Below are 18,159 nucleotides of genomic sequence, written 5' to 3' on the forward strand. Positions count from 1 at the left end.
TTTACATGGACATACAATGGACAATAGTCGAATTCCTTGAATGACAACCTCTTTCTTAGGATGATTCATTTGGTTAAATTCGAGCTCTTAAACTGATAATTATGTCTCTTAAATCGCTGGTGTTTCCCCTTATTATTGTCGTATCGATTCAAACTATTGCTCAAACTTCCTCTAATTCTAAAGTTGTTGACAGTCTTTTGAATGTTGTAGCTCAACATAAATCGGATACAGTCGGCGCAAAAACACTTCATGCTCTTTTCGACCAATACATGTATGTAGATTGGAATAAGGCTTTAGAATATGCCAAGAAAGAATATGACTTGTCCAAAAAAATAAACTACTTAGAGGGAATAGGCAAAGGTCACTTACATAGTGGGATGGCCTACTATTTCCTAGATAATATGGATTCTACACGTATTAGATTTGACCAAGCTCTTGAGGTTTTCAATGAAATTGAAGCTGATTTTTTGTCCGCTACAACATATAGGAATTATTCAATAATTGAATACGAGAACGGAAATTATGACAAGGCATTGAAGATTCTTGACAATAGCATCTTACTATTTAAAGAGAAATTGAATGATTCAATTGGCATGGGAATTTCATATGAAACCAAAAGCAAGGTTTATGTTTCTAAAGGGAACTACAGATTAGCCCTTCAAAATGCACTTAGAAGTCTCCGAATTTTAGAGAAAGCAGGCAATAAACTTCAACATGCAAATGCCTTATACAACATGGGTTACACGGAATTCCACAACAAAAACTATCAGAAAAGTATTGATTACAACGCAAGAGCTTTAAAAGTATATTTAGAGGAAGACGAAAAGTGGTGGGCCGCTCAAGCCTACAATGATTTAGGTAATAATTATTATTATTTGGACAGTCTTAATAAATCTGAAGAATACTTAAATAAAGCAATCGAATTTTCAAAAGAAGTAGACGCCAAATGGATAGAATGTTCTTCTTTAGGTGCTCTGGGCAAAGTTAGGTTAGAGAAGAAAGATTATGACGATGCCAATAGACTATTTAATGAGAGCTTAAAAATAGCAAGGAGTCAAAATTTAAAGTTCAAAATTATCGAAGCTTTGACACATAAAGGGGAAATCTCTAATCTATTGGGAAATCCAACAAAAGGTATTTTATATCTCGATGAATCAATCAGTTTGGCAGAAAGTATTGGGGCAAAAGACAAACTTAAAATCGCTCTTAATCTAAGAGCAAAGTGTTATTCGCAAAAGAATAATTATGAATTGGCATTCAATGACTATCAAAACCTTATTTCAGTTAACGATTCGATTTATACCGAGAAAAAATCACAGCAAATTCAAGAATTAACTACAATCTATGAAACCGAAAAAAAGGAAGCCGAAATCGCCCTGCAGGAAGAAGAAATTAACACATTAAATGAAAAAGCCAAAGTCGACAAACTCACCAAAGGCCTTTATGCCGGTGGCATGGCCTCTGCCCTAGCCTTGTTCGGCCTTTCCGTTTTTGGATTTAGACAGCGTATTAAAAAGAACCGGATTGCCCGAGAAAAACAAGAGGAAATTTACAAACAGGAAATTGCCCATAAGAAAAAGGAACTGGCCAGCCAGACGCTTCATTTGGTGCAGAAAAATACCTTTTTAGAGGAGCTGAAGGAGAATTTGGAGAACCTCAAAAGTTCGCCCGACAAGTTCAAGATGGAGTTCCGCCGTATTGTCATGTTGCTCAAAAAAGAAAAGGCCTCTGATAAAGATTGGGAGACCTTTAAAACCTATTTTTCAGAGGTACATAACGACTTTGACCAGAAGTTAAAAACACTCTATGCCGATATTTCAGAAAAGGAAATCCGACTGGCCGCCTTTCTACGCATGAACCTGACCACCAAAGAGATCGCCGCTACCCTAAACGTATTGCCCGATAGCATCCTCAAATCAAAATACCGCCTCAAAAAGAAATTGGGTCTGGATAAAGAAACCGATTTAACTTCCTTTTTAAGTTCATTATGAAAAATATTAGTCAAATACTTTTTTTCGCTTTTAGCATTCCCTTTTTTACTTTCTCTCAATCCTTTACCAACATTGATAGTTTATTGTCTGATGCCAAGAGTTCTAGGGCTGATACCAATAAAATAAGAACACTTGAAAGAATTTGGAAATATTATTTAGATAATGATACGGACAAATCAATGGAATATGCGAATCAAGTTTTAAACCTTTCCAAGGAATTAAAGTACGCTAAAGGATTGGGTCTTGGTCATTTGTATCGAGGGGCAATTTATTCTCAGCTAAGTGAATTTGAAAAATCTTCAAACGAGTTCAAAAAGTCTTTCGAGATTTTCAAGGGCAATGATTTGAAAAAAGAAGAGGTGCTAGCCACTAGTAATATTGCAAGGGATTATTTTTTTCAATCCAAATATGACAGCGCTGTTTACTACAATAGCATAACTGAAAAAGCTTTAATTGCGCTTGGAGATTCCCTAAAACTAGGGTCTACTTATCTGCTAAACAGTTCAATATATTTAGAGCAAGGCTATTTTCAACTTTCCCTAAAAAATGGACTGAAATCAGCTGAAATTTTCAAAAAACTTGGTGATGAAGTAGGTTATGCCAAGGGGTGTTATGTAGTTGCTTGTGTTCATGAATCATTAAATAACCGAAATGAAGCATTAAAGTATTACTATGAATCCATCCCCATCTTTAAGCAGTATAATTCAAACTATACTTTGGCTCTAGCCTATGAAGGACTCACCATTTTATATAACAAAGAACCCTTCCAAAAGGACAGTGCCGAGGTAAATATCAAAAAAGCCATAGCGTTAGCAGAGGAAATGAAAGATTCAATTTTACTGACAACTTCATTGAACGAGTTTGGGAACATAAAATTTTTATCGAAAGATTTTGAAAATGCAGAACGCATCTATCAAAAAAGTTTAGCGATTGCGAATGAAATTAATTCTGGGTTTAGTAAACAAATATTATTGTTAGATCTGGGTGAACTCTATTTGCAAAAAAAGGAATTCAATCAGGCAATCAATTACAGTATGCAGGCTTTAAGACTATGCGACTCTTTGGAAATCGAGGTAGGTGTCAATCGAAGTTTCGAAATTCTTTATCAAGCTAACAAAGAAAAAAACAATTTGGTGGATGCCATCAAATATTTAGAACTGCAAAAAGAGAAAAGTGATAGCATATATGGTAAAGAAACCAAAAACCGAGTAAACGAATTACAAACCATTTATGAAACTGAAAAAAAGGAAGCCGCCCTCGCCTTACAAGAAAAGGAAATACAGACCCTAAACCAAGAGGTTGAAATCAGTAACCTGCGAAAAGGTCTTTATGCAGGAGGTATGGCCTCTGCCCTAGCCTTATCAGGATTATTGATTTTCGGGTTCCGTCAGCGAATGAAAAAAAACCGTATCGCCCGCGAGAAGCAAGAGGAAATTTACAAACAGGAAATTGCACATAAGAAAAAGGAACTTGCCAGCCAGACGCTTCATTTGGTGCAGAAAAACACTTTTTTGGAAGAGTTGAAAGAGAATCTAGAAAACCTTAAAAGCTCCCCCGACAAGTTCAAGATGGAGTTCCGACGTATTGTGATGTTACTGAAAAAGGAAAAGGCCTCCGACAAGGATTGGGAGACCTTTAAAACCTACTTTTCTGAGGTGCACAACGATTTTGACCAAAAGCTGAAGACGCTTTATGGCGATATTTCAGAAAAGGAAATTCGATTGGCAGCCTTTCTTCGCATGAACCTGACCACCAAGGAAATTGCGGCCACCCTAAACGTTTTGCCTGATAGTATTCTCAAATCAAAATACCGCTTGAAAAAGAAATTGGGATTGAATAAAGAAACTGATTTAACGAGTTTCCTGAATACTTTATAAAAAAAGGCCGCTTTTATAGCGGCCTTTTTTAGTCAATAATCCTTTCGGATATCGTCTATTTAAATGATATGCATGCATTCCCTTTAAACTGCCAATTGATGATAATATCCTCTGAATTGGCCGTAAACGTTGTGCTGCAATACGAACTATTATTGCGTTCTACCATCTGTTTTGTATACTCATTGTACCGCTTAGTTACGTACCCATCACTTGTATATAACCAAGTGTACATGGTATTGCCATTAGGCATGGTATATACCTCACCTGGAGGACCCCATGAGCTGATCAAGCCGTTTACATTACTCCCTTGCCACGTACTGATTCTGTTTGCATAGTTCTTTGTGGATATACAGGACGTGGTAAGCAATAAAGCAAACAAAATAATGGCTGACTTTAAAATTCTTGTTTTCATCTTCTGCTTTATTATATTGATTAATAGGCCATATTAATCGTCTCACAAGAAGATATATCTAAGCTCCTTTCTTCTAAGGTTGTGCTTCGTATCTGACAGCGATCACCTGTACAGGTGGACGTAATTCTTCGAACTAGAATATTAGGTACCCCAGCCGCAAGGTCTATGCTCTTTTTTTCTCCAGGTGCAACGGACAAATCACCAGGGGTGTTAGATCCTATCCGAACCGGGTTGATATATAAATGTAGGTTGCCTTCAGTGCCTAGGTTTTGAAGGGTAATGGCACCTGTATTTGCTTCTTCACAGGCTTCTGTATTGTCACAGGAGGTACCGGTGAATAAAACAGCTAATAATACGAATAGATAAAAAATTCTTGGAGTTTTCATACGATTTAAATTTGTGGATTAAACTGAATTTTGGAGTTACTTGCGACCGGTTTAGTCTGCAGCCTAACCAGTGCAAGACTCCACAAAATTTTGGTTATCAACTTAATGACAGCACAAACCTAAAAGTTGAAAATTGGGGGTAAAAAAAACGGGGGGGTACGAAAGGGGTACAAGGTCTTCTAGCAGGGGGTACAATTGGGGTACACCCTCTAAACCCTTAATTTTACTGGGTGTTACAGCTAAGCTCTAAAGCAATTATATTGCCATTATGGTCGTGTCGAGGGAATCTTCAGGCGCGAGCTGCATTTTTTTTCGAAGTCGTTGCCTCGCTTTTTTAACCCCATCAGAAGAAATATTCAAAATATTGGCGACTTCTTTAGAAGAGAGATTCATTTTTATAAGCGCCATTAAACGCAATTCATTTCTGGTAATATCCGGATACTTATAAAGTGCATCTTTCTCAAAATCTTTGTGAACGGCTTCAAAGTAGCGTGTGAAATTTTCCCATACCTTATCACCTTGTTGATCAAAATTAATGGTGGTTATTAAATCTTGATATGACCTTCCATCTCCTTTTCCATTCTTTAGTTCTAAAGCTTTTTGTTTTACTCCTTCAAGCACTTCGTTCTTTTTAGCCAGCTGTAAGGCATGCGTGGTGAGTTCTTTCTTTTTAAAATCGAGTTCAGATTTAACACGTTCTCGCTCCAGCCGATTTCGTTTCATTTTCTGTCGCAGTGCATAAATACCCATCCCAAAAATCAATACGGTTGCTATCAAGCCCGCAATAAGCCCAATACGTTGAATTCTACTCGCCTTTTGTTTTTCCTCCAGCAGTGCAATCTCTTTATTCTGTAGTTCAATTTCCTGTTGACTCTTTTCTGCCTGAAACTGTAATTCTAGGGCGCTGATTTTTTGTTTGTTTTTTTGATTGAATACGGTATCGTTCAATGCATAGTATTTCTTTCGGTACTCATAGGCTTTTGAGAGATTGCCAAGTTTTTCATAGGTGTCAGAAATTTTCAAGTAGTCCTTAACAGCATCTAAAGTATTGGACGATTCTCCTGTAATTTCAAGACTCTTCTGAAAAAACCGCAAAGCAGTATTATATTTTCCCAGTTTATAATCGATGTCTCCTAAATAGCGGTTAGCACGGCCAATTTCTTTTAATTCGCCTGTTTCTTCATTCGTGTTAAGGGCCAATTCGAGATACCTTTTCGCTGTGCCCAATGAGTCCAATCCAATATAGGCAGCGGCCATTAAATTATATTGCTCACCAAGATCATTTTTTAGCTCATTCTCCTTAAAAAATAACAGGCCTTCTTTGTATAATCGTAAAGCCTCCGAATAATCTCCCATTTTGACTAGGTTGGTGGCCAAATTAGATCGTGTTAAGGCCAGACCATAAGGAATATCCTCCTCAAGGCATATAGCTTCTACCCTCTTATAGTAGTCGTTGGATACCTCCAAATTGTCCAATTCTGCATAAAGCACCCCTATATTCATTAAGCTTTTTGGATCCGTTTGTCCTAAGTCTTCTCTTATTTTTAGGGAATTCAGATAAGATTCCAAGGCTAGACCGGTTTGCCCCAGATACTTATAAATTATACCCAAATGGTTAAAGCATTGCGCTAGCCAGTACTGATCGTTAACCATCGTATAAAAATCTTTAGCCAAAAGAGTCTCTTTCAAGGCTTCTTGAAAATTAGAGGTATTTATATAGTAACTGCCTTTCGCATGATGGTGATCCCCTTTAAGCCATGGATTGTCCAATGCATAGGCAAGAGCTCCTAAAGAATCTGAGTACTTTTTAGCCGTCTCTATATCCCCTATGTTTCTATATCTGTAGTATAGCTTAGAATATGCATCGGCCAATAACGAGTCTTTTTGCGAGGGTATCGTTTTAAGAATGCTATCTATTTCACGTTCAACTTGGGCATAGCTTGGTATCACAAAACAGATACTAAAGAATACCATTACATTGATAACGTATTTCATAAGGGGTTGGCGGAAGTAAAGTCTTTTAAAAATACCACTTTTTAAAAGAACCTATTTAGGTCTAAAAAACACCCATGCAATTCTAGTATGGATTGTAATTTTCAAAAAGGATCAATGCTAAATATTTGGAAATTTTAGACCAATGGTAAATACCACTTCTAAAAGTACCCTTTATAGCAAGTTTCTTAAATACGTTATAAAAACTAGGCTTTCAATAGATCCGAAGGTATCTTTGCAATGTGGAAGATGGAAAAAAGATAATCTTGTTTGATGGCGTCTGCAACCTTTGTAATGGCGTAATTCAATTTGTAATCAAACGGGATAAAAAAGACCTTTTTCGCTATGCACCCTTACAAAGTGAACTAGGTCAACAACTGACCAAAGAACGTGCAATAGATACTGCTAGAATAGATTCTTTTATTTTGATTGAACCAGGAACTGCCTATTTTATAAAATCAGATGCGGCTTTGGAAATCGCCAAGGATTTCGGAGGCTTCTGGAATATACTGCGCATCTTCAAATGGGTTCCAACTTCTATCCGAAATGCAGTTTATGATTTTGTTGCGCGTAATCGCTATCGCTGGTTCGGTCGAAAAGACCAATGCATGATTCCTACACCAGAATTACAGGCAAAATTTTTGGGTTAATCGAAAGACATCGGTTCGGTCAGGGCTTTTATAACCTCTTCATCACCTGCGAATTGTTTTTCGAAATTATAGACCACTCGTTTATAGGGGTTGTACCCCAATTCAATAAACTTATGCTGTGCTTTGACTTCTACAAAACGATATAATTGCCATGATTTTGTATCTGGAAATTCTTGCTGAAAGGCCTTTAAATCTGGACTTATCCCTTGGCGTATACTAAGAGCTTCTAGCACTGCCTCTCGAGTTGCTTCATCATAACCTGGGGCATTTTCAAGCTCCAAAACTTTCTTTTCAGTAAAAACCCAGGTCTTCGTCAAATCTTTCCAAAGAGGCAATCCATTATTGGTATAAAGCTTTTCTACTTGTTCTGCTGTCTCTGAAGGATAGTAGATGCCTATCGATTTTATAGCCCCATCATGTATCAAATCAGTTGTCATCAGTGCGTAATCGCCTTGACGATTAGGTTTAAAGATGATATAATTTGAGGCATCGATTCGCTTCACAATATCAAGGGTATCCACACGGGCAGGATACGGACTTTCTTCTTCTTTAACCTCTTCATACAAAATGATGTCCTTAAGCTCCCTAATTTTTGTTTTGTCGCCCTCATTACCAAAGGAATACCAAATACTGTTTTCTTGGCCTGTGGTATTGGTAAAGGTTAACAGGAATATTAATAAGATTCCAATTTTTTTCATCTTACTTTAAATTATTAAGAATAAAATCCAAAGTGGTGTTGGTATTCAATTTTCGGTCAAACGAATAGCTTTTGTGGGCAATAGGAAGCACTAAACCTTTTTGCTTTAAGTATTTTATATTGTCTTCGTCGGTCAAGGCCACTTTTCCCAAAAGCAAGTTATCCATAGACTCTTCTCGCTTATATCGTTTGTAGATTTTACGGAGACCACTGAGGTATAACCGGTCTTTGGTAAATCCACCACCACGATGGGCACGTAAAGTGATACTAAAGGCCTCTTTACGATTGAGTTTGTATGTACCATGGATCAAATCAAAAGTATCTGCAAAACTATAGCCTTTAATAAGGCTATCTGAGGCCAATACACGATAGGCCAATTCCTTTAGACGCTTTAAGGTTAAAGCTCCTCCCATATATTCACTGAAAACAGCAAGGCCTTCCTGGGTTTCAACATTCTTGGGCATTCCGTTGGAGAATATTTTCAAAGGTTGTTGAAGGCCATTGAATGTGGTAACCAAATGCACTCCAATTTCATGATTGGCCAATGTTAGCAGTTGGTTCTTACTGAATTTTGTATTCCTTTTGATGATTAAGGTTTGGTCACTGTTGGTCACCATAGCATCTGCTGCGATATGGGTGGAAAAGCGAATGTTCAACGGAAAATCATATTGCTTTACAAATTTTTCAAAGTAGTCTTTCGCATCAGTCGGCGTAAAAACCTTATCCATATCATTACCTAAAGGCTCATCATCAAAATGGAGAATAAACCGGGCATTTTGAACATCTTTTTCCGTGGGCGTGCCATAAACACTTAAGGAGTTATAATAAAAATGTTTTCCTTGTCCAATGGTCTCAATACACTGCACCATATTCGAATAATAATTGATGATGTCTTTGTAAATACCACGAATGACGTCATCTTTCACTTCTTCCAGTTCTTGTGCAAAAAAAGCCCGTTGCAACTTGTACGGATTGAACTTAACCTTGGGATATTTAAATTCAGGCTCAATGGAATATTTGGAAGCAAAGAAACGGTGCTTCTCTTTCTCAATGTTCAAAGGGTTTACATAACTCAATAGCTCAATCCGTTTTATTAAACGGTCCAAACTGAAATCAATATCAAATAGAACAGGGTATTTTCTTTGTAGTTCTTGATGTTCTTTTGATGCTATCATAAACCTTCTGCGAATTCTTTGGCCTGCAAAGGTATCAATTCCCTTAATTGTCGTTCAACCGAATCGACCACTTCAGGGAAAATGACGCCAGTGTGCTCGTCACAGTAAATTTTAGAGATTTCGGTAGCAAGTACAAGGGTATTCTTAAAGTTTTGGGTAATGTATTTCAAAAAATAGCCATTGCCCTGAAAAGTATCATTGATACGTGATGTTGATTTAATGCCGTGAGGTAATTGTAGTCCACCCAATTTATCACTCCAAGCCTTAACAGTCTTACCAAAGCGTTCATTATCGATATTAATAGTGCCCAAATTCCAAGTAGGCACTTCCCTATCCCACCGTTTCCAATTGTAACTGTGCATATCGAAAACAATTACTTCAGAAAACAACTTTTCCAATTGACGAATCAGCGCATGGACCACAGTGTAGAATGCAGCATGTTTGTCTAAACTTTTCTGCTTCATTAATTCAGGAAGTGGATTCTTCCATAGCTGTTTTCCCCAGGCCGTATCAAAAATTGCCGTATCAGGAGCTCTATTCAAATCATATTCAAATCGACTGTCAAGACCTGAAATTACGATAGGTTGCGAGTGAACCATAGCCTTCGTACAGGGATCTTCTTCGTACCAACGTTCATATTCGGTATGTAGGCAGTTATCCCAAAGCTCCTTTCTAAAATTATGCCCGTCATGTACTGCTGCACAGACATAAGGAACATAGTTTTCAATCTTTATGGTAAAGGAATAGTCCTCGCAAACCGCCTCAAATACATCTTGGTTTTCAATACGCCGAATAATATCGGCAACGGCGAGCCTATGCATCTTCAACCTCTTTACGAAGTCTAGATCTTCGGTCAAAAGCCTGAAGTTTAGCCGTGACCTTACTTTCAATAAAATCGATGACTTGACATTGAATCTTAGTTTTGTATACCTTATTCATGTAAGTTACACCACCTGGTGACATCACATTCACTTCTACTAATTTGCCTCCAATAACATCGATACCCACGAAAAAAAGTCCGTCTTTTACCAATTTTGGTCCAATCTGTTTACATAAGGCTTTTTCCGCCTTCGTCATCTGATGCTTAGCCACCGAGCCACCAGCGGATACATTGGAGCGGTGATCATCGGAACCGGGAACCCTTCTCATCGCCCCGATAGGTTCACCATTAAGAATCAATATTCGAACATCGCCTTGGTCAGCACCTTCAATATATTCTTGAAGTATAACATAGTTAGATGTTCCATCTGAGTTGGTTACGTAAAAGTCTAAAAGCGATTTGATGTTGCTCATGGCTGACTTTTCAATCAGGATAACTCCAGAACCCCCAAAACCATTTAATGGTTTTAGAATCATCTTTTCAGCTGGTGATTCCTTGATTTGCTGAACCAAGTAATTCTTATTTTTTGATACATGGGTAACCGGTATAATATTGTTGTGGCTATCCCCAAATGCGGCAGTATACAATTTGTTATTAGCCTCGCGCAGTCCTTGAAGGGAATTCATGATAAAGACATCATCTTTTACAGAATCCAGGAAGTTTAGCATAATTGGATCCAAGGGTGGGTTGGCCCGCATGAAAATGACATCAAAACCCGCCAACGGAAGCATATCTTCCCTTGTTTTTGCCTGCTTGTAGAAAGATTTAAGTGCCGAAGGGACTTTGTCCATCCTACCGATAACAGTGCAAAAGGCACTGGTGACACTATTTCTGATGGTCAAATTGGCTGGTGTACAGAGCGCTACTCCGTGATTTCGTTTTACACATTCGTGTATTAAAGCAAGGCTAGTATCGTTTTCTGGGTCGATTTCTTCCCACGGATACATCAAAAAACAAATGTTCATATAGTGCGAATTGATGAATTCCTAAATTAGGACTTAGACCTCTGAATACCAAATGGGATATTTAAAGATTAGGTGAAGAATTATTTCACCTCTTCGTAATGATCGTCCCAATTTTTGACCTTTGGATCACCCAATTTGCCAACTGATTTTGCCACAATGGTAGAAACAGTGGCATCTCCGGTTACATTTATTACAGTTCTCAGCATGTCAAGAGGTCTATCGACTGCAAAAATCAATGCGAGTCCAACAGCATATTTATCTGCAGGAAAACCAACGGATTCCAATACAATTACCAACATCACCATGCCAGCTCCGGGAACAGCTGCAGTTCCGATTGATGCTAATAAAGCGGTCAATACAATGGTCAATTGCGCTCCCAAAGGCAAATCAAAACTTAAGGCTTGAGCAATAAAGACCGCAGCTACACCCTGATAAAGACTTGTACCATCCATATTGATAGTGGCTCCAACTGGTAAGACAAAACTGGAAACCTCTTTGTCAACCCCAATATGCTCCTCCACCCTTTCCATAGTCACAGGTAGGGTGGCGGCACTTGAACTGGTAGAAAAAGCTAGTAATTGGGCCGGGCTCAACTCCTTCAAGAACCAAAAAGGGTTCTTCTTTGCAAAAACAGAAACCAATATGCAATAAAAGACTATCATTAATAGAAGGCCAGCTATTACCACACCTGCGTATTTAAGCAAAGCAAGTAATATTTCTGGGTCACTTGAAGAAACGACAACATTGGCTAAAAGGGCAAAAACAGCATAGGGTGCTGTAAGCATAATCAAGTCTACCATTTTCAATACCACATCATTCAGCGAATCGAAGAAACTTTTCAATGGTTTTGCTCTTTCTTCACCAATAAGTAACAAGGAAATTCCCATAAAAATGGTAAAGAATATTACTTGGAGCATCAATTGGTTGTTCCCAAGTGCACTTACCGCATTATCTGGAACCATGTCTTCGAGAAACTTAAGCGGTCCACTTTCTTTTTGCCGAGTTGCTTCTTCCAATTTCGCGGTTACACCGCTATCAGTGGCATAGGTTTCCGTGAGTTTTGCAATGGTCTCTTCTGATATACCATTACCTGGTTGTAAGATGTTTACCAGAACCAAACCAAGTATAATGGCTACAGTTGTGGTACCAATATAAATACCAATGGTTCGTAATCCGATATTTCTAAATTTGGAAATGTCTTTTAAATCGGAAATACCTTTTATTAATGAAGCTAATATTAGCGGAATTGCAATCAACTTCAAGAGTTTTATAAATATGGTACCAAATGGGCTAATCCAGTTCGTCACAAAATCTTTTCCCCATTCAAAACCAGTCATTAAAAAACCAAAGAGAATACCTAAAACCATTCCGATTAGGATTTTCCAATGCAATTCCAATTTGCGCATATCAAAAATTTAGAAAGTCAAGATAGCATTTTGATGGTAAACAAAATGAAAGGTCCTCAAATTTTGTTTGTCTTTGCTAAGAGTGTGTAATCGGCCAAGACCAAGGCTGTCATGGCTTCAACTATGGGTACTGCCCTTGGCACAACACAAGGGTCGTGTCTTCCTTTACCCTGAGTTTTAACCTTGTTACCATCTTTATCAATGGTCTCATAACCTTGTAAAACGGTCGCCACAGGTTTAAACGCCACATTAAAATAGATGTCCATACCATTACTAATCCCGCCTTGCACACCGCCACTTTTGTTTGTCTTAGTTGTACCATCGGAATTGAAGGAATCGTTATGGGCACTACCCTTCATGGTAACACCCTGAAAACCACTTCCGTACTCAAAGCCCTTAACTGCATTGATCGAGAGCATTGCTTTGCCCAGCTCGGCATGCAATTTATCAAAGACAGGTTCACCAAGACCAATGGGTACATTTTTCGCCACACAAGATATGACCCCGCCAATTGTATCCCCTTCTTTTTTGATTGCCTTGATGTACTCTTCCATTTGAGCAGCCATTTCTGGGTCAGGACAGCGAACAGGGTTGGATTCGATTTTCGAGAAATCAAGATCCTCATAACTCTTATCCAATTTTAATTCTCCGACTTGAGAAACGAAGGCATTTATTTTTATCTCAGGAAGCATTTGTTTTGCAATGGCGCCAGCCACTACCCTACTTACCGTCTCTCTCGCCGAACTGCGACCACCCCCGCGATAATCCCTAAAACCATATTTTTTGTCGTACACGTAGTCGGCATGGGATGGCCTATAGGAATCTTTGATGTGGGAATAGTCCTTTGATTTTTGGTTGGTATTATGGATGGCAAAACCAATCGGTGTTCCGGTTGTCTTACCTTCAAAAATACCGGAGAAGAATTCTACAGAATCAGGCTCCTTACGTTGAGTTACGATTTTTGATTGTCCGGGTTTGCGTCTATCCAATTCAGCTTGAATTGCATCGAAATCCAAGGTAATTCCCGAAGGGCAACCGTCTATGATGCCACCCAGTGCCTTACCATGTGATTCACCAAAGGTTGTTACCTTAAATAGCTGTCCGAAAGTGTTTCCTGCCATGAAATCTAAAAGAAAGTCAAATATAGACCTTACACAATTGAAACAAAAGAATCCAAGGCACTTAAGAATTATGAAACATTGCAAGCATTGTGATAATGTTCTAATAACTATAAGCTTATAATCTATTGACGGCAATTTGATTTTCAGTTCATTATGCCAGCTTTACTTTGCATTTAAATCGTGTTGAATTGAAGAAAAGAAAAATAGAAGTCGCTGTAATTTCTGATGTTCACCTAGGAACTTATGGCTGTCATGCCGATGAATTAATTACCTATCTCAATAGCATAGAGCCAAAAAAATTGGTGCTAAATGGTGATATCATTGATATTTGGCAATTCAGCAAGCGTTACTTTCCCCCTTCTCATTTAAAGGTCTTAAAGAAAATCATCGGTATGGCCTCAAAAGGCACAGAAGTTTTCTATATCACAGGAAACCATGATGAAATGCTCCGGAAGTTTGCACCAACTTCTATGGGAAACATCAAAATTGATAACAAATTGGTCCTAAATTTAGATGGAAAAAAGGCATGGATATTTCATGGTGACGTATTCGATTTATCCATTCAAAATGCCAAATGGCTGGCAAAATTGGGAGGCTATGGTTATGACCTACTTATTCTTATCAATAGTGCTGTCAATTGGGTGTTGACGAAATTGGGTCGTGAAAAATATTCACTTTCCAAACGAATTAAAAACAGTGTTAAGGGTGCTGTTAAGTATGTCAATGACTTTGAACAAGTTGCTGCTGAATTGGCCATTGAAAACGATTATGACTACGTAATCTGCGGACATATACATCAACCAAAAAAGGAGATTATCAAGAATGCGCAAGGTGTGACCACCTATTTAAATTCAGGGGATTGGGTAGAAAACCTTACCGCTCTAGAATATTCATTTAAACGATGGAAGGTGTATCAATATAATCACGATAAACTATCACCATTTTTTGCAGATGAAGATTTGAAGGAAATGGATATGAACGACCTCATTGCTTCAATAACAACCAAAGCCGATTTATCAGAATTCGAAGTTAACGGGGAGCAAGAAGAAAGCCTACCTCGAAATGAGGGCTTGTCTCAAGATAGTAGCGGGATGTAGCGCCTTTCTACCAGTCCCATCATAAATCTGGTGTCTGCAACTGGTACCATTGGCAGAAATAATGGTTTCCTTATCAGCTTTCCGAACAGCTGGAAATAACTTAAGCTCACCAATTTGCATACTAACCTCGTAATGTTCTTTTTCATAACCAAAAGAACCGGCCATACCACAACAACCTGAAGGTATTATTGTTACCGAGTAATTCTCAGGTAAATTGAGAATATCAAATGTCACTTTTTGGTTGGCCAAGGCTTTTTGATGACAGTGTCCGTGTATTTTTATCGTCTTAACTTCCGTTGTAAACTGCTTAGCTGTTATATTCCCAGCACTGATTTCCTTAGCCAAAAACTCCTCTAATAAAAATGATTTTACAGCAAGTCTTTCCGCTAAGTCCCTATTGGAAGCCATTCGTTTGTATTCATCTCTAAACGAAAGTACTGCAGAAGGCTCCAGACCAATAATTGGCCATTCGTTGTCGAGTAAGTGGCGAAGCTTTTCTAGATTTTCATTCGCCAATTGTTTCGCATGCTTTAAATATCCTTTGGATAAATAGGTGCGGCCACTCTCAGCATAAAAAAGCTCAACATCGTAACCTAAGCCAACTAGCAAATCTATGGCATCCTTACCTACCTCAACATCCAAATACTTCGTGAACTCATCTAAATAGAGCACAACCTTTTTTACATTCTTCAAAGACTTTTTTGCATTCGAAAGATAGCTGTCAAATTTTACCTTATGCACCCTTGGCAAACTCCGCTGCATAGCTACACCAGCCAGTTTTTTTAGAGCACCACTTAAAAACTTTGACTCAAAAGTGAAGTTTGCCATTGAAGGGACTAAACTCCCCAAAGCATTCAATTTGGTATTATGGGCGAATAATTTACTCCGCATCGAATACCCATTTGCTTCTTGATAATGGTATAAAAATTCTGCTTTTAAAGTGGCGACATCTACATTGCTGGGGCATTCTTTGGCACATGCCTTACAACTGAGGCATAAGTCGTAGGCCTCTTTGATTTCTTCGTAATCAAATCTGTTGGTCTTATCGGGTCTGGTCAAAAATTCCCGTAACACATTGGCCCTCGCCCTTGTAGTATCCTTTTCATTCTTGGTAGCATGATAACTCGGGCACATTCCGCCCTTCATTTCGTGTGATTTTCTACAATCACCACTACCATTACACTTTTCAGCCGCCTTTAAAATGCCTTCACTATCCGAAAAATCAAAAAGTGTTTCCACTGTTGGTTCTTCCCTATCGATTTCGTACCGCAAAGATTCATCCATAGGAAAGGAATCCACGATTTTACCAGGATTGAAAATATTATGAGGGTCAAAAACCGACTTCAGTCGTTTTAGTAAGGCATAGTTTTTTTCGCCAATCATCAGCGGAATGAACTCTGCCCTTACTATTCCATCACCATGCTCTCCACTGAAACTACCTTTGTATTTTTTAGTCAACAAGGCTACATCGGTCGTTATTTTTCTAAATAGGCCAACATCTTCAGATTTTTTAAGGTTTAGAATCGGTCGAAGATGGAGCTCCCCTGCTCCTGCATGTGCATAATAAACGGCTTCTTGGCCATAGCCCTTCATAATTTCTGAAAACTCAAGAATAAAATCCTTTAAGTCGTTTAAGTCAACTGCCGTATCCTCTATACAGGCAACAGCCTTTCTATCCCCAACAATATTGCCAAGAAGACCAAGACCGGCTTTTCGAAGTTCAATTGCTTTATTGATATCAGCGCCATACAGCACTGGGTTGGCATAACTCCTACCCTTCCCAACAGTTTGTAATAGGTTCTTAACTTCTTTTTCTAGGGATTGTTCAGAGTCAGCTTTAAGCTCACACATTAAAATTGCTGCCGGATCACCGTCAACAAAAAATCGATTTTCGAGTTGTTGACGGTTGTTTTTGGTACAATCCAATATTACCTTGTCCATCATTTCACATAGGTGTAACCCATGTTGCATCACTACAGCAACATCTGCAAGACAATCCTCTAAACTATGGTAATGCGTGCAAACCATTGCAGAATACTCAGGTGGAAGTTCGTCAAGCTGCAATGTAATTTCAGTGGTAAAAGCCAGGGTTCCTTCGCTTCCAGCCAGCAATTGGCAAAAATTAAAAGGAATGGGGTTGGAGCCAAACACCTCATTCTTCAATAATTCATCAATGGCGTAGCCAGTATTTCTTCTATGGATGGAAGGTTTGGGAAATTCACGTTCTATTTCCTCTTGAATCTCCGATTTGGACAACTCCTCTAAGATGAATCGATATACCTCACCTTCCCTGTTTTCACTTTCAGTTTTTGCTTTGAACGCTTCCTTATTCAAATCTTCGAAGACTACCTCGGTACCATCTGAAAGCAAGGTTTTCATTTTGAGTACCTTATCTCTGGTGACTCCATATTTGATAGAAGTAGTACCCGAGGAATTATTCCCGACCATACCACCAATCATACATCTATTTGAAGTTGAAGTGTTGGGACCAAAAAATAGTCCGTGGGGTTTTAAAAATAGGTTCAGTTCATCACGAACAACTCCGGGTTGAACAGTAACTTGTCTTTTTTCTTTATCAAAATTCAATATCTCTGTGAAGTGCTTTGAGGTATCGACTACAATACCGTCACCAACGCACTGCCCAGCAAGTGATGTTCCTGCTGTTCTTGGAATCAAGCCTATATTGTTATCAGTTGCAAAGGATATAAGTTCTATTATATCATCAGAACTTTTTGGGTAAGCCACTGCTAATGGAATCTTTCGGTATACCGATGCATCAGTTGCATAAAGCACCTTATGCAAATCGTCAAATAACAATTGCCCTTCAAGGCGTTCAGAAAGAAGTTTCAGAACTGAATTTTTCAAGTTGGAACAATTTTTGGAGACGAAATTAAGTTTTATTGAGCGAATGTTTCATGAGCATTCGACTGATTTATGAACTAAATGGAACACTTATGAAAAAAATCACAGCATTTATCTTTTTTGTATTCGGTACCCTCACTTTTGGATTCAGTCAAAATATAGCCGATAATGCCTTAGGGCTTCGCCTTGGCGATAGTGACGGCTTCGGTGCTGAAATATCGTATCAAAAACACGTTTCGAATAATAACCGATTACAGTTCGACCTGGGATGGCGTGATAGTCGTGAATATGATGCCTTTAAACTCGCAGGAGTTTACCAATGGGTAGAAAATATTGATGGCGGTTTCAATTGGTATTATGGTTTTGGAGGTGGACTTGGAAGTGCCGATTTTGAACCACGGGAAGATGGCGACGGTATGTTTAGGGATGAGAACGACGGATTGTTTGTTTTTGCCGCAGGAAACGTAGGGATTGAATATAATTTTGATATTCCGCTAGTGATTTCAATAGGAACACGCCCAGAACTCGGCATTATCAATTATGATGGTTTTGATAATAATTTTCTTTTTGATTTAGCCTTGGGTATTCGATACCAATTCTAAAATGGATTTAAAGGGCTTCGGCCCTTTTTCTATGGCTTTGATTATC

Annotated in this window: 15 protein-coding genes; 5 read left to right on the forward strand and 10 right to left on the reverse strand. The window is 38.4% G+C overall.

The features are described 5' to 3' along the window. Positions 1-101: 101 nt before the first annotated feature. Together HCU67_RS10565 and HCU67_RS10570 are read left to right on the forward strand one after the other, a co-directional pair. On the forward strand, positions 102-1,991 hold the full coding sequence (locus tag HCU67_RS10565; RefSeq protein ID WP_168552592.1) for a tetratricopeptide repeat protein: 1,890 nt from the start codon (positions 102-104) through the stop codon (positions 1,989-1,991). Next, a complete protein-coding gene (locus tag HCU67_RS10570) occupies positions 1,988-3,868 on the forward strand; it encodes a tetratricopeptide repeat protein (protein WP_168552593.1) in 1,881 nt (626 codons plus the stop codon). Before HCU67_RS10565 ends, HCU67_RS10570 begins: the two co-directional genes overlap by 4 nt. A 55-nt stretch (positions 3,869-3,923) precedes the next feature. On the opposite strand, the gene HCU67_RS10575 is transcribed toward HCU67_RS10570, so the two are convergent. The 3 genes from HCU67_RS10575 to HCU67_RS10585 form a co-directional block, all read right to left on the reverse strand. Continuing rightward, positions 3,924-4,280, reverse strand: coding sequence for a hypothetical protein (locus HCU67_RS10575; protein ID WP_168552594.1), 357 nt, complete (start codon positions 4,278-4,280; stop codon positions 3,924-3,926). A 20-nt stretch (positions 4,281-4,300) separates the two neighbouring features. After that, positions 4,301-4,666: a hypothetical protein gene (locus HCU67_RS10580; RefSeq protein ID WP_168552595.1), complete on the reverse strand. Its 366-nt coding sequence runs from the start codon at positions 4,664-4,666 to the stop codon at positions 4,301-4,303. 255 nt (positions 4,667-4,921) lie between these two features. Then, positions 4,922-6,661: a tetratricopeptide repeat protein gene (locus tag HCU67_RS10585; protein WP_168552596.1), complete on the reverse strand. Its 1,740-nt coding sequence runs from the start codon at positions 6,659-6,661 to the stop codon at positions 4,922-4,924. 239 nt (positions 6,662-6,900) lie between these two features. On the opposite strand from HCU67_RS10585, the gene HCU67_RS10590 reads away from it, so the two are divergent. After that, complete coding sequence (locus tag HCU67_RS10590) at positions 6,901-7,308, forward strand: thiol-disulfide oxidoreductase DCC family protein (RefSeq protein WP_345890709.1); 408 nt, start codon at positions 6,901-6,903, stop codon at positions 7,306-7,308. Here HCU67_RS10590 and HCU67_RS10595 read toward each other — a convergent pair. From HCU67_RS10595 to aroC, 6 genes are all read right to left on the reverse strand, one after another. Beyond that, the gene (locus tag HCU67_RS10595; protein WP_168552597.1) at positions 7,305-8,006 is read right to left on the reverse strand and encodes a hypothetical protein; all 702 of its coding nucleotides are present in this window, start codon (positions 8,004-8,006) and stop codon (positions 7,305-7,307) included. The genes HCU67_RS10590 and HCU67_RS10595 overlap by 4 nt on opposite strands. Before the next feature lies 1 nt (position 8,007). Then, positions 8,008-9,180 (reverse strand): peptidase MATCAP family protein, encoded by a 1,173-nt coding sequence (locus HCU67_RS10600; RefSeq protein WP_168552598.1) that lies wholly within the window; start codon positions 9,178-9,180, stop codon positions 8,008-8,010. Further along, a complete protein-coding gene (locus tag HCU67_RS10605; RefSeq protein ID WP_168552599.1) occupies positions 9,177-10,001 on the reverse strand; it encodes an N-formylglutamate amidohydrolase in 825 nt (274 codons plus the stop codon). The genes HCU67_RS10600 and HCU67_RS10605 overlap by 4 nt, the downstream gene beginning before the upstream one ends. Beyond that, positions 9,994-11,025: a glutathione synthase gene (gshB, locus tag HCU67_RS10610; protein WP_168552600.1), complete on the reverse strand. Its 1,032-nt coding sequence runs from the start codon at positions 11,023-11,025 to the stop codon at positions 9,994-9,996. The genes HCU67_RS10605 and gshB overlap by 8 nt, the downstream gene beginning before the upstream one ends. A gap of 80 nt (positions 11,026-11,105) precedes the next feature. Continuing rightward, positions 11,106-12,431 carry a dicarboxylate/amino acid:cation symporter gene (locus HCU67_RS10615; RefSeq protein WP_168552601.1) on the reverse strand — a complete coding sequence of 442 codons (1,326 nt, stop codon included), beginning with the start codon at positions 12,429-12,431 and terminating at the stop codon, positions 11,106-11,108. A 56-nt stretch (positions 12,432-12,487) separates the two neighbouring features. Further along, a complete protein-coding gene (gene aroC, locus HCU67_RS10620; RefSeq protein ID WP_168552602.1) occupies positions 12,488-13,552 on the reverse strand; it encodes a chorismate synthase in 1,065 nt (354 codons plus the stop codon). A gap of 188 nt (positions 13,553-13,740) precedes the next feature. Here aroC and HCU67_RS10625 point away from each other — a divergent pair, with 188 nt between their 5' ends. After that, the gene (locus HCU67_RS10625) at positions 13,741-14,649 is read left to right on the forward strand and encodes a UDP-2,3-diacylglucosamine diphosphatase (protein ID WP_168552603.1); all 909 of its coding nucleotides are present in this window, start codon (positions 13,741-13,743) and stop codon (positions 14,647-14,649) included. Here the strand turns inward: HCU67_RS10625 and HCU67_RS10630 are convergent. After that, the gene (locus HCU67_RS10630) at positions 14,605-17,514 is read right to left on the reverse strand and encodes an FAD-binding and (Fe-S)-binding domain-containing protein (RefSeq protein ID WP_168552604.1); all 2,910 of its coding nucleotides are present in this window, start codon (positions 17,512-17,514) and stop codon (positions 14,605-14,607) included. The two genes, HCU67_RS10625 and HCU67_RS10630, sit on opposite strands and share 45 nt — an antisense overlap. Before the next feature lie 89 nt (positions 17,515-17,603). On the opposite strand from HCU67_RS10630, the gene HCU67_RS10635 reads away from it, so the two are divergent. Further along, the gene (locus tag HCU67_RS10635) at positions 17,604-18,113 is read left to right on the forward strand and encodes a hypothetical protein (RefSeq protein WP_168552605.1); all 510 of its coding nucleotides are present in this window, start codon (positions 17,604-17,606) and stop codon (positions 18,111-18,113) included. The last annotated feature ends 46 nt before the right edge of the window (positions 18,114-18,159 follow it).

It is taken from the genome of Croceivirga thetidis, assembly GCF_012272815.1.
In the GTDB taxonomy this organism is placed as follows: domain Bacteria; phylum Bacteroidota; class Bacteroidia; order Flavobacteriales; family Flavobacteriaceae; genus Croceivirga; species Croceivirga thetidis.